Genomic DNA, 24,135 nt, shown 5'->3' on the forward strand with positions numbered 1-24,135 from the left:
CCGTATTCCATTTCTATTCCAGGAGGATGCGGCTTTTACGTTCGATATCGGTACGTTGATCGAACACAAAATCGGTGAACCGGGCCTGACCGCTGCGGGTATCCAGGCTGACCGCTGTTCTGCCATATTCCTGGTCTTTACTGTCAAAAATCCTGGCGGAAACAGGCCCCTTGTAGTCCTTATCGAAAATGAGGTATACACTGACCACATTCTCGTGACCGTTGCTATCAGTAGTGATCTTGAACTTACCTCCTTTGACCCCTTTGCTCTGCAGCACTTTGGCGAGCTCCACAGTACAGTCAAAAGTCTGGCTCACGCCCTCGGCCACGCCTTCAAAAAATTCGGAGGAGCCTTTGCCGACAACCGTTCCGGCATAGTTGACCGATTGTTTTGCTTTCTCTTTCGCCCGGTTACAGGAGCTCACGGTCGCTATTGTTGTGATAGCGACGATAAACGTGAAATAAGAGATCCTCCTTACGATCATCGGTTTATAAAAGATTGACCTTGTATGAAAAGCAAATTTCGTGCAAAAAATCCCCCGCCTGCCATATCGGCATAGCAAAAGGGCTACAAAGGTAAACAATTTCCCCAAAACCGTCTGGGAAACGCTCTGGCCGGTAAGGGATGAAATAACGGATTCCCATGATAGAATACCCGGAAATAAGGCGTGAACTGGCTTGGCGTGCCCCGATTCATTAAACCGGACATACATTTGCGAAAATAACGGCTTTTAAACCTGGGATTTTTCAATGATCTATAGTTCGATTTAAAACTATTTTGCTTCTGCCGGTTAAGCGAGGAATGAGCTCAACTTGATATAAAAAGTTTCAGTCCTAATAGTATATTAGCATCACGGTTTTACTATATTTGTGAAAACATTTTAACAAAAAAACAAAGAAGTTATGAAAAAAATCTTGACAAGCGTAGCATTAGTAGCAATTGGCGCCAGTGCCAATGCGCAAGGGCGGGAAATAGATCTGAAACCCTTTGCCATTATGATTCAAAATCAGGTGCTTTTACCTGGTAAACCCATCTCAAACACCGGGGTGATCAATAACCTTCCAGCTCCAGCTGACAGTATACAGGGAGCGATTATTTATGGTATCGATTCTGCCGGTGGCGTGCTATTACCAGAAGATACTTTCATATTCTTTGGGCCTTGGGTAGCTATGGGTACGGATGGTACTATGGGCTTTTACAAGGGATTCCGGTCAAATGGAGATGAAGTTGACGCCACTGATGGCTATGCCGTTATCTCTTTTTTGGGAAATGATTGGGTAGCCACTACTGACTCTATCAAAACGTTATTGAATGTTCAATATTTCGAAGAGCATGGTGTGGGTAATCCTTTCGAAGACATGTTATACCGCCGTTCCGAGCTGGTTGCGGGGCAGACATATGGCTGGTATACCCATATGCGGCCTTACCCGAGTTGGGATGAAGCTTCTTATACTGATCCGGACCGGACTAACAACTGGTCGTATACGCCGGTTATCTGGCAGGGCGGTGTCGGCATCAAAGAATTATTGTCCAATACCCGCTATACGGCATTGGACGTATATCCCAATCCTACGGTTGATCAGCTGAACTTCAAGCTCGAATTTGCCAAAGCCAATAAATCGACTGTGGTACGTGTCCTGGACATTTCCGGCCGCGCGCTGAGTTCAAAAGCAATGGGCGCTTCTGCTACAGGTACACAGCAGTTCTCCTACAATGTGGCACAATTGCCTGCTGGCAGCTATTCCCTGCAGGTGATCACAGACCATGCGATCTATGTTTCAAAGTTTGTAAAGAAATAAAGCATTAATTTTTTGAAAGAATGGGGGCTGCCGAATGAAAAGGCAGCCTCTGTTGTTTTTTGACATCCGGGTATAGGGCGCTCTTTTAAAACGCTGCATTTCCTAAGTGAAGAACAGTAAAAACAATTTTTTTCGCTTCTTGTATTTAAAGGCCATAAATTTGGGTAAAATAATTTTTAACCATAACCACACGAATTATGAAACGTATTCTGACATCTATTGCTTTTTTGAGCAGCTTCTCGTTAGCCAGCCAGGCCCAATCATCGACAGGCCCGATCGATCTGCAGGCGCTGATCGCTCTTCCAGCTGCCAACAGTACTTTAAACGGTTTTGGTACCTTGGATACCAACAATATTCTGTGCGGTATTCGCTGTAACACAAACGACTCCATTACCAATACCCAAAGCATTATCTTCTATTCCTCTTTCAATAATTTCCCTACTCCCACTACGGTAAACGCCAGTGGGTTCAGCTTTACCGACGATCAGTTGTTTGAAGACTCAGCCATCATCTTTATATTCCCTAATGCAAACGAGCTTGGCGCGGGGCATGTCAGCCCGTTCAAACTTGGTGCGGATTCCATCAAAGCTTTGTGTAACTGGGCAGATTGGGAAAACGACATATTTACCACGATTAACCGCGCCGATCTTGTGGCCGGGCAGGAATACGGTTTTTTCTTTAAAGTGCTTGGGATACAAGACGAAGAATCCGGTACAGATGAATACCGTGAAGATCCTGTACAGGGTGGCGGTGCTCACAATGGCAACAACCGTACTGCGGTAAAAGTAAAGTGGAATCCTAATGCAACCGGCATTGGCGAAATGTTGGTTAAAAAAGATAAAGTCAATATCAGCGTTTATCCAAACCCTGCCAGCGACCAGATTCACTTCACCTTTAACTTCCCCAAGAACTCCCACGCTACTGCTGTAGTAAGAGATATTACCGGGAAAATGGTGTTTTCCAATAACTATGGCCGGACAATGGCTGGAAAGCAGGAGTTTTCAATGAATACTGCTCGCCTGAGCAAAGGTGTTTATATTCTGCAGTTCGACACGGACGACCAGGTAGCGGTGGCTAAGTTTACCGTGAAATAAGATAAGTTTGATTCTTATAAAAGAGAGTGCCCCGAATTTTTTCGGGGCACTCTCTTTTATAACAGTAGCGGAGGGGATTATTGCTTTACGAATTTGAAGACGGCCTGTTCCTCGTTGGCGATAAGTTTCAGCAGGTAAACGCCGGCTTTCAATTGTGTAAGACCGATGGTCACATGACCGGAACGATCTTTAAGCGTAAAGATCCTGATGTTGCGACCGGTAATATCCATGATCTCTGCTTTGTCGAAAGGCAAAGCGCTGCTGTAGCCGATGTTCAGCTGACCAGAAGCCGGGTTGGGGTACAGTTGGATATGTTTTGCAAATGCAGGCTGCACGATACCGTTCAGGTTTACGTTCTGGCACATTGAGGTATCGCTGCAGCCATTAAGTGTTACTACTACTTTATAGTCGCCGGAAGCGGTGGGGCTGAAGCTTTTTCCATTGGCGCCGCTGATCTCGGTATTGTTGCTGCAGTCAAGCCACTGGTAAGTTGCACCGTTCGCGTTCGCAGTAAGAGTACCACTGGTCTGTGCAACGGTAACATCGATCGATACGGCAGAAAGCTCAAGAGATACGACAGAATCGCAGTCGCCGCCCAGGCTGATCTGCTGAACATAGCTTCCTGGTGCACTTAGGGTTTGTGTACCGAACTGGTACGTGGCCCCGGGACACAGCGCTGCTGTCGTAGCCGTGTAATTTTCAGGGCATGTGTTATATTTTACCAGGAAGCCGGATTGGCTGCTGGTAACAGGCGGCTGCAGCTCACCCAGTGGTGTGAACGGATCGAAGTCGTAGCCTTCGTGGAGGAAGCCCATGAAATAAACCTCATTATTATAGGCTTTCAGCTTACTCCAGCCCATATGATCGTAATCGGCAACAGAAGTGATGCTCTTATATTGCAGCAGGTTGGCAGCCGTATCATACAAGGTAATAAAACGCCCGTTGGTATCTACCGTGTTGTTGACAATATCCAGGGGACCATTGGAGATAAAGGGCATTACGGTACCGATGCCGGTATGGCACACCAGCCGGTTGCCGGCATCGATGGCCAGGACCGTAACGCGGCCGGGCCCCGAATTGCCAACCTCTTTAGCCCACATAAGGCTTCCGTTATTATTATACTTGGCCAGGAAACCGTTGCCGCCGTTGATGGAGGTCGGTGCGCCATTGATCACAGCGGTTCCGGCTCCGGGATCGAAGTCGATAAAGCCGCTCATAGGTATAGCGCCGTCAATGTAAACCTTGCCGGCCTGGTCCAGGTGAATGCCGTCGATATGTGCAATGATCGGTGATCCGGCGTTGGTCGTTGCAAGCGAGTCGAACCAGATGGTATTGCCGGGATTATCGACCTTGGCCAGGAAAATGTTGGAAGTATTGGTAACAGAAATGTGCTGGGTGCCGGCAATGTAAGTAGCCTGCAAAGAAGGGTCGATCTGAAGGCTACTTACATGTGCATCGCCGATAGCGGAGCCGCCGATCAGGTTGTAGCTGTTATCATATTTCAGTACGAAGCCGGCGCCTGTTCCCATATCATACACATTGGTAAAATCGCCGTTCAGGTCGAGATCGACATAACCCGAAAAGCTGCCGCAGAGATAGATATTACCCAGGTTATCGACATCAAGCGTATTGCTGCCTTCCATCACCATACTGCCGGGAAATGAAGAAGCATTTTCAACCGTCTGGAATTGCTTTGCTGAAACAAAAGAACCGTCGGCGGCAGAATAGCTCACCAGCACCAGGTCGTTGCCGTAAGCGGTAAGCAGGACAGTGCCGGCGCCGGGATCCAGGTCAATACTGTTACCGCCGTAATTGCCGGCCATCAGGAGGTTCCCACCGGGCGTTACTTTGATCTTGTTATAAACGAGATCCAGCTGCTTTGCCCATATAAAATGGCCGTCAGCATCATACTTGGCATAAAAGCCGATACCCTGGACGGCGTTCAGGATGTGTGTTCCGGGGCCCGGGTCGAGATCGACAGTACCGTTGGTCTCAAAAATACCCCCGATAATATACTTATTGCCCGCATTATCAACATCAAGATCGTTGACCGTTACGGAGCTGCCGTTGAACAGGTCGCCCCATTTGTACTGCTGTGCTTTAACCGTCAGGGTCGCCAGGGCAGCCATGGATAGGAATAGGATTTTTTTCATAGAATAGTTGATTTTTCTTTAACAATTTGCTTTTGGGCGCGCAAAGTTCTTAAAAAGATAATAAATACCGCGACTTTCCTTTTTAGCGGTAAGAAAAAGTTTATAAAAGGTATTTAACCGGATAAACGACTCAGCGCAGCTTTACCCGGGGATCAATGCGGGTATAGAGAAGGTCGGTGAGGAGGTTGACGATAATGAAAATGGTGGCTGTGACCAGGATGGCGCCCATCACTACCGGGAAATCGAATTTGTCAAGCGAATCGACGGTAAGCTTGCCGATGCCCTTCCAGCTGAAAATAAATTCCACAAAGAAAGAGCCTGCCAGTAGCTCAGCCAGCCAGCCCGAGATCGCGGTCACTACAGGATTCAGCGCATTGGGCAATGCATGCCGCCAGATCACCTGCCGCTTTTTCAGCCCTTTGGCATAGGCGGTACGGATATAGTCCTGCGACAGTACATCGAGCAGGGAGCTGCGGGTCAGCTGGGCAATAATCGCCAGCGGACGTATGCCCAGGGTAAGAGCAGGCAGCACAAGGTTTTTCAATGAAAGAAATCTTCCGCCGAAGGTATTGTAATCCCAGAGGCTGCCCACCATATTGAGACCGGTAATATTGCTGAGCAGGTAACCGAAGACATACGCCATGATCAGCCCCGCAAAAAAAGAGGGTGCGGATATACCAGCAACACTGGCCAGTATGGCCGAGGTGTCCATCCAGGTATTTTTTTTTAGTGCAGCCAGTACGCCCAGCGCGATACCGGTCACCGTGGCGAAAAGGATGGCGCTGAAGGCCAGGATCACCGTGCCGGGCAATGCATCGGCCAGCACTTCCCATACCAGGCGTTTGCTTTGGTACGACCGTCCCAGGTAGGGATTCTTAAGCACCAGCGCATGCCTTTGACCCAGCGGGAGCACAGCATAAGGTTTGTATTTGGAGGCGAGGTCTGTGCTGTTGTAATAAAGGCCCGCAGGCGAAAGGTCGTTGAGGTAAAGGATATACCGTTTCCATACCGGCTTGTCGAGGTTCAGCTCTTTGCGCACATGCTCAACCGAAGCCAGGTCGCTACGCTGACCCAAGGTAAGCCGCGCAGGATCGTCGGGCAGCACATTGAACAGCAGGAACACCAGGCTGATGACGCCCCAGAGAACGGCAAGGCCATACAGAAGCTTACGTATGAAATAGCTTAAGGTCAAATGCTAACAATTAATAAGGGAACTCAGCAGGCAGCAAGATAGGAAAATTGTACTTATCATTTCCTGTTACAGGCAGAGCGATCCGGTATACCAAGGCTTTTTATTCTTATACCTTCATGCCTTTATCTATAGTATAAATGACTGTCGTTCCTTTTGCATACAGGCTTTGCAGCAGATCATTTTCGGCTGCGCTCGTATGTTTTGTCGCCTGCTGGTGTTCAGGCTTATACTTTGGAATAATTTTTGCTGCAACATTTTGAAATTTTTTAAAGGAACTTGCTTTTATAATCTAAAAAAAGGCACTACCTTACTCTCCCTTTCTCATATGGTTACGAAACCTCATATTTCGCCTTCTTTTTCCTATATTCCACTGGAAGAAACGCTGGAAATCATTCCGCGCAGGCAACGTTTATTTATCGGCATTCCTAAAGAGACTTCCTTCCAGGAAAACAGGGTCCCGCTTACACCCGAAGCGGTCTCGATCCTTGTGCAGAATGGACATGAAGTGGTGGTGGAGCATAATGCGGGCGAGCATTCCTTTTACTTCGATACGGATTTCAGTGAAGTGGGCGCACGTATTGTTTACGATAAAGCTGAGGTGTATAAGGCGCAGATGATTATCAAATCGGCGCCCATCTCCGAAGACGAGATCGCTTTGCTGCAGCCCAATCATGTGGTGATTTCGCCCATACACCTGCCCTTTCTTAAAGCGAGCATGGTGGAAGCGCTCATGAAGAAAAAGATCATCGGTATTGCCTTCGATTCGATCAAGGACGATTCGGGCATTTATCCGATTGTGCGTTCGATGAGCGAGATCGCCGGCAGTTCGGCTATTTTAACCGCTGCCAAATACCTGGGCAATGTGCACAACGGCAAGGGGATTCTGCTGGGTGGTATTTCCGGTGTGCCGCCGGCCCGCGTTGTGATCATCGGCGCAGGTGTGGTAGGAGAGTTTGCCTCCCGTACGGCGCTGGGTCTCGGTGCTTCTGTCAAAGTATTCGACAATTCCATATACCGGCTGATGCGCCTCCAGAACAATATCGGGCGACGGCTGTTCACCTCCGTTATCGATCCCAGGGAGCTGGGCAACGAGCTTAAAAATGCAGATGTGGCAGTAGGCGCGCTGAAACCCGTAAACGGCGTTACGCCCGTAGTGGTAACGGAGGAAATGGTGAGCCATATGAAATCGGGTTCCATTGTGGTTGACGTGAGCATAGACCGAGGCGGCTGCTTTGAAACGTCCCGGGCTACCTCTCACGAGCATCCCACCTTCAAAAAATACGACGTGATCCATTATTGCGTCCCCAATATCGCATCGGGCGTATCCCGTACCGCTTCCAGGGCTATCAGCAATGTGCTGATGCCTATCGTGCTCGAATGCGCGGATATGGGCGGTGTGGAGCACCTGCTGCAAGCCAAAGCCGGCATCCGTAACGGTGTATACCTGTACCGGGGCTGTGTGACCAATGCTCCGATCGCACGGCGTTTTGACATTAAGTATACCGACCTGAACCTTTTAATGGCTAATCCTATATAGCCTGCCACAGCACTGCTCTGCGGCGAATACCGATAAACCTTAAGCGCTATCACGAAAACCAAGCAAATGCCCAATAACAGAACGAACAAGACCATAGCCGGCTACCACCTTTTAATGATCCTTGCTGCTGCCGATTTTCGCTTTAAAGCATCAGAAGACATGGTCATTCGGGATTATCTCGAACAGGAGTTTCCCTTTCATGTCAACCTCGACCGGGAAATGGAAAAAATCAGCAGCCTCACACCCGAAGAATGGGAAGGGCATTTCCTGAAGTATATGGATGATTTCTACGACGACGCTACGCCGGAAGAAAGGAACAATCTGCTGCAATTCGCCCTGGACCTGACCAAAGCCGATGGGGTGATCACCACCGAGGAAAATCATTACCTTCAGTTACTGTTCGACACCTGGCACAGCGAATAAGCCTGCGCCGGGAACAGCTATTCAGTTGATGGGAATTCGCTGTTCTCTACAGGTATGGTGCCCCGCTGGTTCTTAATCTTCACATAGCTGAGGTCCTGCGTGGCCTCCAGGCCTGATCCATATGATATCTGGTCGTCTTTGGTAATGCGTACGAATTTGTCGGTATAGAAACGCTCCAGCTTTTTGTTCCAGATAAGCTCTTCCGTCTGCAGCTTTTCACCTTTACGGTTCCGGACTACCACGCTGTCGCGGGCGATCACATTCTCATCCTGGGTATAGTAGCGGGCAGTGCGGGCGGTAATGGTGCTTTCGATCTGCAGCGTAGTATCGTACATATCCATCTTTACGCCCTTCAGAAAATCGACGTAAGGTGGTTTGGCATTCTCATTACCCACGAATTCCTTAGTGTAAAGCCTGGCTTTTACCCTTCCTTCTTCGCTGTACACAAAAACAACCTCGGAGGCCCGGTCATTATCCAGGTCCTTCAGGGGGGAATTGCCCGGAAGCTTGCTGAGATCATTTTCGCAGGAAGCCAGGAGCAGCAGAGCGCCCGCTATGGCAAAGGACAAAAGCAATGGAGCTGCTCCGCGCTTGCGGACAGCTCCATTGCGAAAAAAAGATAAATATCCGGAACAAAAGTGCTTCATCATATCAGCAGACCGGCTGCAGATTAATCGTATTTACGTTTCTGGAACCAGATATCGTTGAGCGCAATACCCAGGGTAAAGCGTATATAGAATTCCCTGGCCAGGCCATTCTGTATGGTGCCGCGTTTACCGATATCCAGTGCTGTGTTGATGCGGCCAAACTGCGTGAAGCTGCGTTTCAGCGGGAAAGATGCGCCCACGGTACCACCGATGAAATCGACATTGGTACCGTTCAGCTCGATATAATCTTTACCATAGTAAGCGCCGGCACGGTAGGTGGTTTGCGCAAAGAATTTTCTTGAGGTAGGGTCGGGCGTTACTTCGCCGCCTATGGCCGCCCGCCAGGCATTCTTGCCTACGCCGGTACGGTCGCCGAAATTGCTGAACTTGCTCCAGTCGGTGTACACAAAGTCGGCGCCCAGATCCCAGTTGAACAATTTGCCGTAATGTATACCGAAGGCATATTCGGCAGGCAATTCGATCTTACCGTCCACGCCGGTGCGCTTGGTTTGCGACAGGGTATCCACTACTGTACCGTCGGAGGTATAACGATAACCCAGGTCATAAATATCCTGCGACCCGTTCAGCTTTTGCGATAAGGTAATGGCAGCGCCGATATTGATGTATTGGTCTTTCTTTACCTTGGCTTTATAAAGAATGCCGCCTTTCCAGTACAGGCCGCCCACATTATTGTAACGGGTGAAGGCCGAGTTGCGTACCGATGTCGTGTCCAGGTTCTCCAGCGAGCTGATGTAGGAAGCATCGCCAAAAACGTAACCGCCATTGAAGCCTATGCTGAAACCTTTGTATTGGCCCGAAAGGCCCAGGTAAGCATACTGAAGGCCGCCGGAGCCGACATACTGGCGGGCCGCCTTGCCGATACCGGCGATATTGGTTGTATCCGTAGCCCTGTAATAAGTATTGGCCATAGGCGCAATACCTGCGGCCATACCGGCGTATTTGCCGAGAGGGATACCCAGGGTTACATAAGATATAGTGGCCGTACCCGATGAGGTGCTCACATCATTCATAAAGATGCTGCGGGAGCGGGCCTCCAGGGCAAATTCCAGCGTGGTCACCTTCAAAAAGCTGTAAGTAGCGGGGTTGAACGAATTTACAGAATAAATGTCGTTGTAGGCCGTGGCAGTTCCACCCATGCCCCTGAGAATAGCATTACGGGGGTTGCCAAGGTCGCCTATTCCATAGCGGGAATAGGGTGAGTTCTCTTTGGTGGACTTAGGTCCCGAGGCATCGTTCAATTGAGCAGTCGCCCGGGAACCGGTTGCTAAAAGAGCGGTCAGTAATAAAAATTGCGTCTTTAGTTTAGCGCACATTATATCGTAAAATTGTATTAAGTCCCTTCAAAAGAAGTTGAGAATCTGCAAATATCCGATTTTTTAGCTTGCCGGCAAAAATCGGGGCATTGCCACCCGTTAAAACGATATTCAGACCGGGATATTGCTCCCCGTAGAAATTTATCATGCCATCCAGCTCAGCTATGATCCCCAGGACTACACCGCTGCGGATGCTGGTTTCCGTATCATAGCCCAGCAGCACCACCTCGCCCTGCGCCTCGACCAGTGGCAATTTGTCGGTGTAAGCATTCAGGGCCCGGAAACGCATTTCCATACCAGGGGTAATATTACCGCCCCTGAAGGTTTTATTTTTATGGATAAAATTATAGGTAATGGCCGTGCCCACGCTGATCACCAGGTTATTGGCATCGGGATACTCGCTGTTGGCGCCTATGGCCAGGGCAAGGCGGTCGGCGCCGAGTGTATCGGGGCTATGATAAGCATTCATGACCGGCAGGGGTGTTTGGGCGTTCAGCACCAGGAGCCGCGTCTTTTCCTGCAGCAGCACCTTTAGCTCGGGCGGATGATGGGCTACCGAAGAGAGAATAGCAGACTGTGGCTGCTGGCTGTCTGCAATGTCTATAAGGCCGGTAAGCGCCTCTTCTTCGGAAAAGTTATAGTCCTTTACCAGCTTGTTCTCCTGGAAAAGTGCAGCTTTGACGCGGGTGTTGCCCCAATCGATACATAGTTGCATAAGCAAGTGATTTGGATGAATAAAAGGTATTGAAAAATTGGTTCTGGCTTTCAGGTATGCCGCTCAGTTCAGGTTGATCCTGGACTTCAGGATGTCCAGGTCGTCAACTTCGGGCATAATGGAATTGAAATACCGGCGCAGGTATTCCATGCGCTGCACTTCGTTAAAAATACTGAGCAGATCGTATTCCTGCTCACGTGTAAGGCCCAGCTTGTGCGCAATATCGTACGAAGACCACTGCTGCTCTTCTTCAGGCATCCTGTTCTCTATGTTCAGCAGGGTGTATAGCCGCTTTACCTCATCATGGATCAGCCGCGACAGCTTGGGATGCACCTTCATCTTATCGTTTTCGGGATAGCTGACAATAGCGCCCGAGTAGGGTTTTTCCGGCAGACTTTTGACTACTTCCAGTATGCGGAAGACCTGCTGCCCTTTGATACGCACTTCCAGCGCGCCGTTATCGTATTCTTTTACGATCGCAAGTATTTCCATAAGGGTCCCGTATTCTCTTATCTTTTCGTCGTGCAGGAGCGGGATGCCGAATTGCTTTTGCTCTTTATAGCAGTCGCGGATCAGCTGGATATATTTGAATTCGGAAAGGTGTAAGGTAAAAGTTTCGTCTGGGTACACTACTGCATCCAGGGGCACTATAGGAATGAAATTCGTCATTATCAGGTCAGGAACCGCTTGGGTGTTATGAATCAAAACAGGAAGGCAATATAACACAATTTTGAAAAAAAATTTGGACAAATGAAAGCTATTCCTATCTTTGCCACCATTGCGGGAATACCAGTCGTGCTCCCGGCTATGCAAAAACAATGGCTTCTTTACACGCAACTGCAAATCAATATTGGTGGCTTTCACGATGGCAACACGTGAACAGCACTGATATGCGCTAGTTGTATCAGAATATTCCCTGACCGGTCTGCTGTTCGCAGACCGGTTTTTTTATTCCCCTTTTTCAAAAAAAAATCTTATTGGATTATGGTGTACCATTTTAAGGTACGGTCGCGTGCGCTGCCTGCCGATACCTTGACCCCCGTAAGCGTCTATCTGAAGCTGAGAGACCTGTTCCCCGACGCCCTATTGCTCGAAAGCGTCGACTATAACGGCAATGAGAACAGCTATTCTTATATCTGCTGCGCACCGGTAGCCGGGATCATTGTCCGGCCCGAGGGAGCGGAAAGCTGTTTACCTGATGGGACAAAGCAAGTGAGCACAGCCTTAAATGAAGCTCTGACGGCCTTTCCGCAGCAATTCTCTTTTGAGCCGGCAGCTAAGGATTATTGCCGGGGCCGATTGTTCGGGCATATCAACTATGACGCTGTCGGTCTTTTCGAAGATATTGTTTTTCGGGAACGGGATGAAGCAGCGCCTGAATTGCTGGCCAGGCTGCATGTGTATCGTTACATGATCGTATTCGATCATTTTCATCATACCGTTTACCTTACCGCGCATTTCACGGAGAACGAAGATGAACCCTCCTTTGCGGCCATGGAAGCGGCTTTACGACGGCCGGCGCCGGCAGGTTTCCGTTTCCGGATCTCCGGCCCTGAAGAAGCAGAAGAGACCGGTGAGGCATATAAAGAAAAAGTGGCCCAGGCCATAGAACATTGCCGGCGCGGCGATATTTTCCAGGTAGTCTTATCACGCACCTTCTCGCAGGCGTTTACCGGCGACGACTTCAACGTGTACCGTGCTTTGCGCATGGTCAATCCTTCTCCCTATCTCTTTTATTTCGATTACGGCGACTACCGTTTGTTCGGCTCCTCTCCCGAAACCCAGCTCCGGGTAAAGGACGGCGTCACCATGGTGTATCCGATCGCCGGTACCTCCCGCCGTACCGGCGATGAGACTGAAGACGAAGAGCTGATCGCCGCGCTGATGGCCGATCCCAAGGAGCAGGCCGAGCATACTATGCTCGTTGACCTAGCCCGGAACGATTTGAGCAAAAGTCATGATGAAGTTGCCGTGGAATCTTATAAAAAGGTGCAGCGCTTTGCCCATGTCGTTCATATTGTCAGCGAAGTGAGGGGCGACCGGCCGCTGCACAGTAACGCTATCCGGATGCTCGCCGATACTTTTCCAGCGGGGACCTTATCGGGTGCACCCAAGCACCGGGCCATGCAGCTGATCGATCAATACGAGCACAGCCGCCGCGGCTACTACGGAGGCGCTATCGGTTTCCTGGAACCCGGCGGGCAGCTGAACCAGGCGATCATGATCCGCACCTTCATGAGCCGGAACAATCAGCTGCATTACCGGGCCGGAGCCGGTATCGTAGTGTCTTCCGTTCCGGAGAACGAATTGCAGGAGATAGCGCATAAGCTGAGAGGATTGCGCACAGCTATCCGGGCTGCGGAAAATATCGGCATGGCATAAACAAAATCCTATTGATCATTTCCCTAAAAGCAAAAGACATGAAAATACTGATCCTGGATAATTACGACAGCTTTACGCATAACCTGGCGCTGATCGTAGCAGACCTCAGCGGTACTCGTCCCGATGTAAGAAGGAACGACACTATTACAATCGAAGAGGTGGCCGCTTACGATAAAATCCTCCTTTCTCCCGGACCCGGTCTACCCGCTGAAGCCGGTATCCTGTGCGCGCTGATCGAACGCTATGCCCCATCAAAAAGCATACTGGGCATATGCCTGGGGCACCAGGCTATAGGCCAGGTCTTTGGCGCCACGCTGCAGCAGCTGGATATGGTTTATCATGGTGTAGCTACGCGGGTGGAGCGGCTGCAGCAGGACGATCTCTTTGAAGGCCTACCGCCCCAGTTTGAAGCCGGCCGGTATCATTCCTGGGTAGTGGCGAGGGAAGCCTTACCTGCCTGCCTGGAGGTGCTTGCAGCTGATGCCGGGGGGCAGATCATGGCGCTGCGGCACCGGAGCTATGATGTGAAAGGCTTGCAGTTCCATCCTGAAAGCATTATGACACCGGCAGGCCGGCAGCTGATACACAACTGGCTACAACCCTATGCTCCGGTCACTTCATCTTCCATTAAAAACAATTAAGCTCATGAATACCTTATCCCCGCCCGATGGCGCCTTGCCTTACCTGATGAAAAAGGTGCTGGATCGCCTGAGTAGCTATGAAACCCTTTCTTATACCGAAGCCAGGGAAGTGCTGCTGGGCATTACCGGCGGCATGGTCAACGAAAGCCAGATGACAGCTTTTATCGCTGCCTTTATGATGCGTCCGCTCACACCCGATGAGCTTTCCGGCTTCAGGGATGCGCTGCTGGAACAGGTGGTGCAGCCCGGTTTGCCTGCTACCGATGCGATAGACATTGTCGGTACCGGCGGCGACGGCAAGCATACCTTCAATATCTCCACCCTGACTTCCTTTGTGGTAGCAGCCTGTGGCTATCGTGTGATCAAGCATGGCAATTACGGCGCCACTTCGGTTAGCGGCTCTTCCAATGTGATGGAATACCTGGGTTATCGTTTTACCGCAGATGAATCGGTGCTCCGGCGTCAGCTGGATGCCTGCGGTATCTGCTTCCTGCATGCGCCGCTTTTCCACCCGGCTATGCGGCGTGTGGCCACGATACGGAAAAACCTCGGGCTCCGCACGTTCTTCAACCTCCTGGGGCCGCTCACTAATCCCGCACAGCCGGCGCATCTGCTGCTGGGCGTCAATACCCTGGAAGCGGCGCGTATGTTCCATTACCTGCTCCAGGAAAGCCCGGTGCAATACAAAGTCATTCATAGCCTGGATGGTTATGATGAGCTGTCGCTCACCGGCCCTGCAAGGATATTCACACCGCTGACACAGGAAGTGGTCACGCCCGAAACGCTTGGCTTCCCGCAGCTCGACGCCGGTGCCCTGGCCGGGGGAAAAGAGATCAGAACGGCAGCTGCGATCTTTATGAATGTGCTCCGGGGAGAGGCTACAACAGCCCAGGAGCAGGTGGTGATCGCCAATACGGCCATGGCTATCCGTACGCTCCATCCCACGATTTCTTTCGCCGATGCTGTGGCGGCAGCTACAGAAGCGCTGTGCTCGGGAAAAGCACTGGACACTTTTAACCGGACCCTCCAAATTCAATAAGCGATGAACAATATACTGGAAACAATAGCAGAACATAAAAAGCGGGAAGTGGCCGGCCGCAAGAGAGCCCTGCCCCTTGCCAGGCTGGAAGCTATCGCCCTGGAACAACAGGCAGTGCTGCCCCTGGATGCCTTCATCAGGGATAAGCGGAAGACCGGCATCATTGCTGAGTTCAAACGGCGCTCTCCGGTAAAAGGCCTGCTGAACGATACCGCCGCCGTTGCCGAGGTAACCGCCGGCTATGCGCAGCATGGCGCCAGCGCGCTGTCGGTGCTTACCGATCAGGATTTTTTCGGCGGCGGCAGTTACGACTTCAGCCAGGCGCGGAGCAATGACATCCCCCTTCTGCGCAAGGACTTTATCATCGATGAATACCAGGTGATCGAGGCCAGGGCTATGGGCGCCGATGCGATACTCCTTATTGCCGCGATACTGACACCCAGGCAGGTGCAGCGCTTGTCGCAGCTTGCAGTATCGCTACAGCTGCAGGTAGTGCTGGAGGTGCATAGCCGGGACGAGCTGGAGCATTACTGCCCTGAAGTGACTGTAATAGGTGTAAATAACCGTGACCTGAGGACGTTTACGGTCGATCTGGAGCACGCCGCAAACCTTTGCTCCTATCTGCCTGAAGCAGCAGTAAAGATCTCTGAAAGCGGTATCAGGAGCGCATCGGACCTGAAGGTGCTGCGCCAGGCAGGATACGAAGGCTTTCTGATCGGTAGCTTATTTATGAAAGAAGCAGCGCCGGCAGCGGCTTTCGCCCGCTTCGTACAATCCCTTGAGCCATGAAGATCAAAGTTTGCGGACTGACCGGAACCTATAATATGGAAGCCGTTGCAGGCTTGGGTGTCAATCGCTGCGGCCTCATCTTCTATCCCTCCTCTCAGCGGTACGCAGGCCGGAATGCGGCATTGCAGGCTCGCTGCGCCGCTGCTCCTTTCCCTGGGCTGACAGGCGTCTTCGTCAACCAGGATGAAACATATATCCGGGAAATAACGGCAGCATTCCGGTTGAGCTTTATACAGCTGCATGGCACTGAACAGCCTGCGTTTTGTGCCCGTATCAATGCCATACGTCCCGTGATCAAGGCTTTTGCGATGCATGAGCAATTTAACTTTGATCGCTTAAAGCGGTATCAGCACAGCTGCAACGCCTTTCTCTTTGATACGCCCGGTAGCAGCCATGGTGGCACGGGGCGCACGTTCAACTGGAGCCTGCTACAGGATAAGGATATTCCCTTGCCCTTCTGGCTTGCCGGTGGTATCGGCCCCGGCGATGTTGCCAAAGTAAAGGCATTCCACCACCCGGCTTTTACAGGTATCGATCTCAACAGCCGCTTTGAAAGCAGCGCCGGTGTTAAAGATATCACCTTGCTCAAAGCATTTATTAACGATTTACGCAAAAGCATATGACCTACGCAATTGATAAAAATGGCTACTATGGCTATTATGGAGGCGCTTATATTCCCGAGATCCTGCGGGCTAATATCGTTGCCCTGAAGCAGCAGTTCCTGGCCCTGCGCGACGACCAGGCATTTAATGCCGCCTTCTTCGGCCTGCTTAAAGACTATGTAGGCCGGCCCTCTCCGCTATATTATGCTTCCCGGCTATCGGAGCGCTATGGTGCAAAGATCTACCTGAAACGCGAGGACCTGAACCATACCGGCTCGCATAAGATCAACAATACCATTGGCCAGGTATTGCTGGCACAGCGTATGGGTAAGCGGCATATACTGGCCGAGACCGGGGCGGGGCAGCATGGCGTGGCTACCGCTACCGTTGCGGCCCTGATGGATATGCAATGCACCGTGTTTATGGGGGAAACGGATATGGCAAGACAGCAGCCTAATGTGGAGAAGATGCGTCTGCTGGGCGCTACGGTAGTGCCGGTGACCAGCGGCAGCAAAACCCTGAAAGATGCTGCCAATGAAGCCATACGCTATTGGATCCATCATCCGGTTGATGCCCATTATGTTATCGGTTCCGTTATTGGCCCCGATCCATATCCTGCTATGGTAGCGCATTTCCAGAGCGTGATCAGCGGTGAGATCCGGAGGCAGCTGATGGAGCAGGAAGGTACCCCCTTCCCACATGCCGTGATTGCCTGCGTGGGAGGAGGTAGCAATGCTGCCGGCGCCTTCCATCATTTTCTCAATGATAAGGAGGTACAGTTGATCGGCGTCGAAGCCGCAGGCAAGGGCGTAGATAGCGGGTATACCGCCGCTACCATTGCCACAGGCAGCACCGGCGTGATCCATGGCAGCAAGACTCTACTGATGCAGGACAGCGACGGCCAGATCCGGGAACCCTATAGTATCTCAGCCGGATTGGATTACCCCGGTATAGGCCCCTTACATGCTTACCTGCATGAGACCGGTCGCGCCACCTTCATGCAGGTAACCGATGAAGAAGCCCTGCAGGCGGTCTTCCTGCTGATGCATCTTGAGGGTATCATACCTGCTATCGAATCGGCGCATGCCCTGGCGGCGCTGGAAAAGCTATCTTTCACCCATGCCGGCCCCGTGGTGCTCTGCCTTTCCGGAAGAGGAGACAAGGACATGGATACTTATATCCGTGAGGCGCCGGCCGCACTTAAAACGCATTTGCCATGAACCGTATCAGGTCTTTATTTGAACAAAAGGAAAAGGATATTCTTTCCTTTTATTGTACTGCGGGCTATCCCCGCCTGGAAGATACCCTGCCTGTATTGAAAGCGTTGCAGGCCGCCGGCGCCAATATGATCGAGATCGGTATACCCTTTTCCGATCCCCTGGCCGATGGCCCTGTGATCCAGGAGAGCAGCGCTGTTGCGCTAGCCAACGGTATGAACCTGGCCGAGCTCTTCCGGCAGCTGAAGGATGTGCGCAAGGAGATCGGTATTCCACTGATCCTGATGGGCTACCTGAATCCTTTGCTGCAATATGGCGTATCCCGCTTCTGCAGGGACGCCGCCGCCTGCGGCATCGATGGCCTCATCATTCCCGACCTGCCCCTGGAAGAGTACAGGAGAGAATGGCAGCATAACACGGAGGCATACGGGCTGGACATGATCTTCCTGGTAACACCCTTTACGTCGCAGGAGCGGTTGCGGGAGATCGACGATTGTAGCACCGGATTTATTTATATGGTGACCGCAGCCGGAACAACCGGCGGCAGCATCGGCTCCGATCCGGAAACCCACCGGTACTTTTCCTTCATCCGGGATCAGCAGCTGAAGCATCCTGTAATGGCCGGCTTCGGTATCCGCGACAAAACCGGTTTTGAACAGGTCTGCGCTTTTGCGCAGGGCGCGATCGTCGGAAGCGGGCTTATCAGGGTGCTGCAGGAGTATCCGGCTAAAGGCGAGCCGGTGATCCGGGAATTTGTACAATCCTTTCTTTAAAAACTATTGACGTTACTTGACACAGATCAAGACCGGCAGGCCGCTGCAGCATAAGCTGCGCAAAAGGCTTTATCTTTGAATGGTCTTGATGTGAACAGTAACGCTCACAACGATTGATCTATCGACAATGGAAACGCTTCCGGAAGAAAAACAGGAAATGAAGGCCCTGCTGCAACGGCGTCCGCTGGTGATTGCCGGGCCTTGCAGCGCAGAAACAGAGGAACAGGTAATGGAGACGGCGCTGCGTCTTAAAGCAACAGGAAAAGTGCACGCCCTTCGGGCCGGCATATGGAAGCCCCGTACCCGCCCCGGCAACTTTGAAGGTGTGGGAGTGCAGGGACTGCCCTGGCTGCAAAAGGCGGCGGCAGCTACCGGTCTGCCTTTCGGTGTAGAAGTGGCAACCGCCCGGCAATTAGAAGACGCGTTGCGTCATGAAGCCGACTTTGTATGGATCGGCGCCCGTACGACAGCAAACCCTTTCAGTGTACAGGAAGTCGCCGATGCGCTTAAAGGATTGGCTTTGCCCGTGCTCATCAAAAACCCGGTAAACCCGGATATGGAGCTGTGGACCGGCGCCCTGGAAAGGGTGATGAAAGCAGGTATCACGCAGGTTGCGCTTATCCACCGCGGCTTCTCTGCTTATGGTCAGACCGACTTCAGGAATGCACCCATGTGGCAGCTCGCGATCGAAATGAAGCGGCGCTTTCCCGCCTTGCCTTTTCTCATCGACCCTTCGCATATTTGCGGCAACCGCCACCTGTTGCAGGAAGTGATGCAGAACGCTATCGATCTCGATTATGACGGCCTTATTATTGAAAGCCATCGTGATCCCGACCAGGCCTGGAGCGATGCCAGCCAGCAGATCACGCCGGAGCGGCTGACACAAATGCTGGACGGCATCGTATGGCGTAAGGAAGAAGTGCTTTCCGAAGAGCAGCACCTGCACCTGCAAAAGCTGCGCAGCCAGATCGACCGCCTGGACGACGAGCTGCTGCGCCTGCTGCACGACCGGATGAAAATCTCGGAGCAGATAGGGGAGTATAAAAAAGAGCATAACATTACGATCCTGCAGACCGAGCGCTGGAACCAGATCCTGGAACGGGTTTGCCGGAACGGCGAAAGGGCGGGGCTGAGCAAGGAATTTATTACCCAGTACTATGATGCCATTCATATGGAAAGCATCAAGCACCAGGACGCCATCATGAATGCTCATGAATAGCCCTGGTCTCAAGCCCATACAACGCAGATGGCTTTACACAAAGCCGCTGTTCCTCAGCTCCGTTTTTGTTGCCGTTACCACAGTCGTGGCCGTATGGCTGCTGGGCTTGGGCAGTCACCGTACATTATTCGTCAACTCCCTGTTGTCGGTTTCTGTACTTTCCTTCTTCTTCCTCCTGTTCCTGGTCTCGGGGCTTTATCGCGGGGTCAAGCTGAAAGATGATATGGGTCGGGTAATTGACCGGTTCAAGCTGGTAGACTGGGTTCCTGACATTGATGTCGGTGATGGCTGCAGTCCCGATGGAGAAGGCATCCTGGTTTGGCTGGTAGCAGGCATCGCGGCCGCAGTATTGATATGGATACTGGGCAATGTGCTTTGGATGCTGATTCTTGTCTTTGCGGCGATGCTTTATTGGATTTATTTCCGGGCTTTGCGGCTTGTCTTCCGAAGGGGGCCAGTATGCCGCGGCAATTTCTGGCGCAGCGTGCTATTCGGTTTGTTCTACACAATGCTGTACAATTGCTGGATCTATGGCATCATTCTTACCGGGCATTACCTGGTCAATCACTTATAAGACGAAATGATTTTTCGGCAAAGCCGGCTGCTACGGTCGCTGCTTATTTTTTTATCCGGATATTTGTATAATCCTTCCCAAACCCGAAAAAATGTTACAGGAAACTATAGCCTACACTTCTGCCAGCACGGCCTTTTACTTTGACGCTTCGCTGGACAGGCTGAAAGCGCTGGCGCCAACGAACAACAGCTTTATTCTTACCGACGAGAACCTGATGCTGCATTGCCAGCAGGTATTTAAGCCCTGGCAGGCCATTACCATACCTGCCGGGGAGCGTTCCAAAAGTCTAGACACGCTGGACGATGTGATCCGGCAGCTGATTGCGCTGGATGCCGGTCGCGATGCGACCCTTATCGGCGTCGGCGGCGGTGTGGTTACCGATATTGCAGGCTTCGTGGCCGGCATCTATAAAAGAGGCATTCGCTGCGGCTTCGTTCCGACCTCGGTGCTGGGTATGATTGATGCCGCTATCGGGGGGAAGAACGGCCTCGATATCGGGGAATACAAGAACATGATGGGCCTCGTACGGCAACCGGAATTTATTCTTTACGATTATACTTTGCTGGATACCCTGCCCGAAGAAGAATGGATCGGCGGATTTGCCGAAGTGATCAAGCATGCGGCGATCAAAGATGCCGGGATGTTTGCCCTGCTGGAGCAGCATACCCTGGCCGATTTCCGGAAAGACAAAGCGCTGCTGGCCGATCTCATCCATAGAAATGCGTTGCTCAAAGCGAACGTAGTAAGGGAGGATGAATGGGAGAACGGCGACCGCAAGCTGCTGAACTTCGGTCATACCCTGGGACATGCGATAGAGAACAACTACGAGTTGTCCCATGGGCAGGCGATCAGCATCGGTATGGCTTTTGCCGCAAAAATATCGGAAGCCTGCACCGGCTTTAAGGAGACAGAGCGGCTGACCACGCTTCTTGAAAGATACCAGCTGCCGGTGCAGTTCGCCTTCGACAGCCGGCAGGCGCTGCATTACATGATGGCCGATAAGAAGAAGGCGGGAGAGAAGATCAGTTATGTGCTGCTTGATGCCATCGGATCGGCTGTAGTACAACCTTTATCCATTGACGAGATCAGAACTTATTTGAATTCATAAATGCAGGTACTTGTTCATCCTTCCCCGGTTAAAGGGATACTTACCGCGCCGGCATCCAAAAGCGTGATGCAGCGTGCCTGTGCGGCAGCCTTGCTCCGTGGCGGGCAAACCACGATCTGCAACTATGGCCGTTCCGATGATGACCAGGCTGCTTTACGCATCATACAGGCCCTCGGGGCTATCGTGACTTACCTCGACGGGCAAAAGCTACGCATCGATGCTCCGGCGAAGCTTCCTGCAGGCGCTGTGCTGGATTGCGGGGAGAGTGGGCTTTCCCTGCGTATGTTCAGCGCTATCGCCGCGATGGCAGACGGCACAACGGAGCTTACCGGGAGTGGTAGCCTGCGCACGAGGCCGGTGGCTTTTCTGAAAACGGTGCTGACCGGCTTGGGTGTTGACGTAGCGCTCACCGGAGATGCTTTACCCATCCGCATTACAGGCCCTTTGCAGCCGGTAGATATTACCATCGACGGCTCGCTGACCTCTCAAATTCTTACCGGCCTGCTGATGGCCTTCTCTGCCTCGGAACATGAGGGCGCCACCATAACGGTCGACCAGCTGAAAAGCAAGCCCTATATCGAACTTACCCTGAAAGTGATGTCGGATTTCGGTATGCAGTTGCCGGTACAGGACGGCTATGAACGCTTTCATTTCCCCGCAGCGGCGCCGCTTCCGGCGCCGGCGCCCTTATCCTATACGGTAGAAGGCGACTGGAGCAACGGGGCTTTTCTTCTGGTTGCCGGTGCCCTAGCCGGCAATATTGTCGTAAAAGGGCTTGATGTTTTTTCGGAGCAGGCAGATAAGAAGGTGCTGGAAGCGCTCCAGGACTGCGGCTGCCGGCTGTCGATACAAGCCGACCAGATCGAGGTAACGCGGCAGGCCCTGAATGCTTTTCATTTTGATGCTACAGAATGCCCCGACCTCTTCCCGCCGCTCGTAGCACTGGCAGCCTGCTGCAAGGGAACTACCGTGCTGGAAGGTGTGCACCGCCTGGAGCACAAAGAAAGTAACCGGGCGCTCAGCCTGCAGCAGGAAGGACAGAAGCTGGGCATCATAATCACCTTACAAGACGATAAAATGCTGATTGCAGGCGGACAGCCCATGGTGTCGGCTACCGTACAATCGCACCACGATCACCGCATCGCTATGGCCTTTGCCGTGGCTGCTTTAAGGGCGGAAGGCCCGGTTACCATACAGGATGCCGAAGCCGTGGAAAAATCTTATCCGGCCTTCTGGGAAGATCTTTCCCTGATCACGGAACAACCTGTTGCCTGTTTACCCGCTTAAAAAAATGGTATGAATTCATTCGGAAGACTTTTCAGGGTTACCTTGTTCGGTGAATCGCATGGCCCGGGCGTGGGTGTCAGCATCGACGGCGTATTGCCGGGGATCGCCTTAACGGAAGCCGATTTTCTGCCCGACCTGGAACGCCGTAAGGGCGGTCTGCAAAAGGGGACGACACCGCGTAAGGAGGATGACTATCCGTTGCTGAAGAGCGGCGTATTCAACGGACATACTACCGGTGCGCCATTGACCGTTTTTTTTGAGAACAACAACGTCCGCAGCGCAGACTATGAAAAGCAGCGCGCCATACCGCGTCCCGGTCATGCCGACTGGGTAGCGCATTATAAATACGGCGGCTTTGAAGATTATCGCGGCAGCGGGCATTTCAGCGCAAGGCTCACGGTCGGTATTGTTGCGGCAGGCGTGGTCGCCAAAAAAATATTGCAGGGCATTACCATTAATGCCTTGCTTACAGAAGTAGGCGGCGAGGCCGATATTGAGAAAGGTCTTCAGAAAGCGATCGATGCCAAAGACAGTGTGGGCGGATTGATCAGCTGCCGGGTAGAGGGTTTGCCGGCAGGCCTCGGAGAGCCTTTCTGGGACAGCGTGGAGTCGTTGATCGCCCATGCTATGTTTGCCATTCCCGCGGTAAAAGGCGTAGAATTCGGCGCGGGGTTCCGCGCAGCGGTAATGATGGGCAGCGAGCACAATGATGCCCTTGAGGATAACAGCGGTAAAACCAGGACCAACCATGCCGGGGGTATTGTCGGCGGTATTGCCAACGGCAACCCGCTTGTATTCCGCATTGCCATAAAGCCGACTGCCTCTACGCCGAAAATGCAGCAATCGCTGAATTGGGAAACCGGTGCGCAGGAGGCCTTCTCTGTCAAAGGCCGGCATGATCTCTGCGTTGCCTTAAGGGCGCCCGTGATCGTCGAAGCCATGACAGCGCTGGTGCTGGCCGATCTGCTGCTCATCAGCCGGTCGCTCTGCCCTGTGTAGTATAAGGCTTCCGGCCGGCCGGGCCTTTATTGAAGAATTAGCCTTAATTTTGCGTCCTTATGAAGCATTTCCGTTTGTGGTTGCTGTGTTGCGCCGGCATTTGCATGTTGCCTTGGCTCAGTGGCTGTTATAGCCTCAGCGGCGCCAGCATCAGCGGCAAGACAATCAACCTGCGAACCCTGGAGAACCGGGCGCTCAATGTAGCGCCTACGCTCAGTACAACGCTGACGGACAAGCTCAGGAACCGTATCCTTTCGCAGACGGGCCTGGCATCCGTCAACACAGAAAATGCAGATTACGATCTTAAAGGGACGATCACCGGCTACTCGGTAGGGCTTTCCGGTACACAGACCACCGGTAACGGCGTGCCACAGGCCGCCCAGAACCGATTGACCATAACGGTCGAGGTCGACTTCAAGAACCGGCTCGATGAGAAAGCCAGCTTCAAGCAGTCTTTCAGCCGCTTTTTCGACTTTGACGCGCGGCAGCAGCTACAGTCGGTAGAAAGTGCGGCGATCGAAGATATCGGCAACCAGATCGCTGACGATATTTTCAATAAGGCGTTTGTGAACTGGTGATCCGGTGGTGGCAAAACAAGTAAAAAGAAAAGT

Annotated in this window: 25 protein-coding genes; 18 read left to right on the forward strand and 7 right to left on the reverse strand. The window is 52.0% G+C overall.

The window, feature by feature from the left end; translation table 11 throughout:
- Positions 1–13: 13 nt before the first annotated feature.
- Entirely contained in the window at positions 14–484 is a 471-nt protein-coding gene (locus DZC79_RS14045; protein ID WP_118952227.1) for a hypothetical protein, read from the reverse strand.
- Between the two features lie 418 nt (positions 485–902).
- On the opposite strand from DZC79_RS14045, the gene DZC79_RS14050 reads away from it, so the two are divergent.
- Both DZC79_RS14050 and DZC79_RS14055 read left to right on the forward strand, forming a co-directional pair.
- The gene (locus DZC79_RS14050; protein ID WP_118952228.1) at positions 903–1,799 is read left to right on the forward strand and encodes a T9SS type A sorting domain-containing protein; all 897 of its coding nucleotides are present in this window, start codon (positions 903–905) and stop codon (positions 1,797–1,799) included.
- Positions 1,800–1,996: 197 nt separating this feature from the next.
- Complete coding sequence (locus DZC79_RS14055; RefSeq protein ID WP_118952229.1) at positions 1,997–2,893, forward strand: T9SS type A sorting domain-containing protein; 897 nt, start codon at positions 1,997–1,999, stop codon at positions 2,891–2,893.
- Between the two features lie 77 nt (positions 2,894–2,970).
- Here the strand turns inward: DZC79_RS14055 and DZC79_RS14060 are convergent, their stop codons facing one another.
- Both DZC79_RS14060 and DZC79_RS14065 read right to left on the reverse strand, forming a co-directional pair.
- On the reverse strand, positions 2,971–5,046 hold the full coding sequence (locus DZC79_RS14060; RefSeq protein ID WP_118952230.1) for a T9SS type A sorting domain-containing protein: 2,076 nt from the start codon (positions 5,044–5,046) through the stop codon (positions 2,971–2,973).
- Positions 5,047–5,176: 130 nt separating this feature from the next.
- The gene (locus DZC79_RS14065) at positions 5,177–6,238 is read right to left on the reverse strand and encodes an ABC transporter permease (RefSeq protein ID WP_118952231.1); all 1,062 of its coding nucleotides are present in this window, start codon (positions 6,236–6,238) and stop codon (positions 5,177–5,179) included.
- Positions 6,239–6,563: 325 nt separating this feature from the next.
- Here DZC79_RS14065 and DZC79_RS14070 point away from each other — a divergent pair, with 325 nt between their 5' ends.
- Positions 6,564–7,775, forward strand: coding sequence for an alanine dehydrogenase (locus DZC79_RS14070; protein ID WP_118952327.1), 1,212 nt, complete (start codon positions 6,564–6,566; stop codon positions 7,773–7,775).
- A 66-nt stretch (positions 7,776–7,841) separates the two neighbouring features.
- Positions 7,842–8,198, forward strand: a complete 357-nt coding sequence (locus DZC79_RS14075; protein WP_118952232.1) for a tellurite resistance TerB family protein — start codon at positions 7,842–7,844, stop codon at positions 8,196–8,198.
- 17 nt (positions 8,199–8,215) lie between these two features.
- Here the strand turns inward: DZC79_RS14075 and lptC are convergent, their stop codons facing one another.
- The 4 genes from lptC to DZC79_RS14095 form a co-directional block, all read right to left on the reverse strand.
- Positions 8,216–8,767, reverse strand: a complete 552-nt coding sequence (lptC, locus tag DZC79_RS14080) for an LPS export ABC transporter periplasmic protein LptC (protein ID WP_157977149.1) — start codon at positions 8,765–8,767, stop codon at positions 8,216–8,218.
- A 101-nt stretch (positions 8,768–8,868) separates the two neighbouring features.
- The gene (locus DZC79_RS14085) at positions 8,869–10,179 is read right to left on the reverse strand and encodes a hypothetical protein (RefSeq protein ID WP_157977150.1); all 1,311 of its coding nucleotides are present in this window, start codon (positions 10,177–10,179) and stop codon (positions 8,869–8,871) included.
- Positions 10,169–10,894, reverse strand: a complete 726-nt coding sequence (locus tag DZC79_RS14090) for a type III pantothenate kinase (protein ID WP_118952235.1) — start codon at positions 10,892–10,894, stop codon at positions 10,169–10,171. Before DZC79_RS14090 ends, DZC79_RS14085 begins: the two co-directional genes overlap by 11 nt.
- 63 nt (positions 10,895–10,957) lie before the next feature.
- Positions 10,958–11,563: an LON peptidase substrate-binding domain-containing protein gene (locus tag DZC79_RS14095; RefSeq protein ID WP_118952236.1), complete on the reverse strand. Its 606-nt coding sequence runs from the start codon at positions 11,561–11,563 to the stop codon at positions 10,958–10,960.
- Positions 11,564–11,644: 81 nt separating this feature from the next.
- On the opposite strand from DZC79_RS14095, the gene DZC79_RS21740 reads away from it, so the two are divergent.
- The 14 genes from DZC79_RS21740 (at position 11,645) to DZC79_RS14160 (ending at position 24,102) form a co-directional block, all read left to right on the forward strand.
- Complete coding sequence (locus DZC79_RS21740; RefSeq protein ID WP_262607309.1) at positions 11,645–11,773, forward strand: hypothetical protein; 129 nt, start codon at positions 11,645–11,647, stop codon at positions 11,771–11,773.
- 105 nt (positions 11,774–11,878) lie between these two features.
- The gene (locus tag DZC79_RS14100) at positions 11,879–13,276 is read left to right on the forward strand and encodes an anthranilate synthase component I family protein (protein ID WP_118952237.1); all 1,398 of its coding nucleotides are present in this window, start codon (positions 11,879–11,881) and stop codon (positions 13,274–13,276) included.
- A gap of 38 nt (positions 13,277–13,314) precedes the next feature.
- On the forward strand, positions 13,315–13,917 hold the full coding sequence (locus DZC79_RS14105) for an anthranilate synthase component II (RefSeq protein ID WP_118952238.1): 603 nt from the start codon (positions 13,315–13,317) through the stop codon (positions 13,915–13,917).
- 4 nt (positions 13,918–13,921) lie between these two features.
- Positions 13,922–14,956, forward strand: coding sequence for an anthranilate phosphoribosyltransferase (trpD, locus tag DZC79_RS14110; RefSeq protein WP_232831832.1), 1,035 nt, complete (start codon positions 13,922–13,924; stop codon positions 14,954–14,956).
- Between the two features lie 3 nt (positions 14,957–14,959).
- Entirely contained in the window at positions 14,960–15,745 is a 786-nt protein-coding gene (gene trpC, locus DZC79_RS14115) for an indole-3-glycerol phosphate synthase TrpC (protein WP_118952239.1), read from the forward strand.
- Positions 15,742–16,368: a phosphoribosylanthranilate isomerase gene (locus DZC79_RS14120; protein WP_118952240.1), complete on the forward strand. Its 627-nt coding sequence runs from the start codon at positions 15,742–15,744 to the stop codon at positions 16,366–16,368. Before trpC ends, DZC79_RS14120 begins: the two co-directional genes overlap by 4 nt.
- Positions 16,365–17,567, forward strand: coding sequence for a tryptophan synthase subunit beta (gene trpB / locus DZC79_RS14125; protein WP_118952241.1), 1,203 nt, complete (start codon positions 16,365–16,367; stop codon positions 17,565–17,567). Before DZC79_RS14120 ends, trpB begins: the two co-directional genes overlap by 4 nt.
- Positions 17,564–18,337 carry a tryptophan synthase subunit alpha gene (trpA, locus tag DZC79_RS14130; RefSeq protein ID WP_118952242.1) on the forward strand — a complete coding sequence of 258 codons (774 nt, stop codon included), beginning with the start codon at positions 17,564–17,566 and terminating at the stop codon, positions 18,335–18,337. The genes trpB and trpA overlap by 4 nt, the downstream gene beginning before the upstream one ends.
- A gap of 127 nt (positions 18,338–18,464) precedes the next feature.
- Complete coding sequence (locus tag DZC79_RS14135; protein ID WP_118952243.1) at positions 18,465–19,556, forward strand: chorismate mutase; 1,092 nt, start codon at positions 18,465–18,467, stop codon at positions 19,554–19,556.
- Entirely contained in the window at positions 19,549–20,130 is a 582-nt protein-coding gene (locus DZC79_RS14140; RefSeq protein ID WP_157977151.1) for a hypothetical protein, read from the forward strand. The genes DZC79_RS14135 and DZC79_RS14140 overlap by 8 nt, the downstream gene beginning before the upstream one ends.
- Positions 20,131–20,221: 91 nt before the next feature.
- On the forward strand, positions 20,222–21,238 hold the full coding sequence (gene aroB / locus DZC79_RS14145) for a 3-dehydroquinate synthase (protein ID WP_118952245.1): 1,017 nt from the start codon (positions 20,222–20,224) through the stop codon (positions 21,236–21,238).
- Positions 21,239–22,525 (forward strand): 3-phosphoshikimate 1-carboxyvinyltransferase, encoded by a 1,287-nt coding sequence (aroA, locus tag DZC79_RS14150; protein ID WP_118952246.1) that lies wholly within the window; start codon positions 21,239–21,241, stop codon positions 22,523–22,525.
- 9 nt (positions 22,526–22,534) lie between these two features.
- Positions 22,535–23,524: a chorismate synthase gene (locus tag DZC79_RS14155; RefSeq protein WP_118952247.1), complete on the forward strand. Its 990-nt coding sequence runs from the start codon at positions 22,535–22,537 to the stop codon at positions 23,522–23,524.
- A gap of 59 nt (positions 23,525–23,583) precedes the next feature.
- The gene (locus DZC79_RS14160) at positions 23,584–24,102 is read left to right on the forward strand and encodes an LptE family protein (RefSeq protein WP_118952248.1); all 519 of its coding nucleotides are present in this window, start codon (positions 23,584–23,586) and stop codon (positions 24,100–24,102) included.
- The last annotated feature ends 33 nt before the right edge of the window (positions 24,103–24,135 follow it).

The organism is Taibaiella helva (genome assembly GCF_003545695.1).
In the GTDB taxonomy this organism is placed as follows: domain Bacteria; phylum Bacteroidota; class Bacteroidia; order Chitinophagales; family Chitinophagaceae; genus Taibaiella; species Taibaiella helva.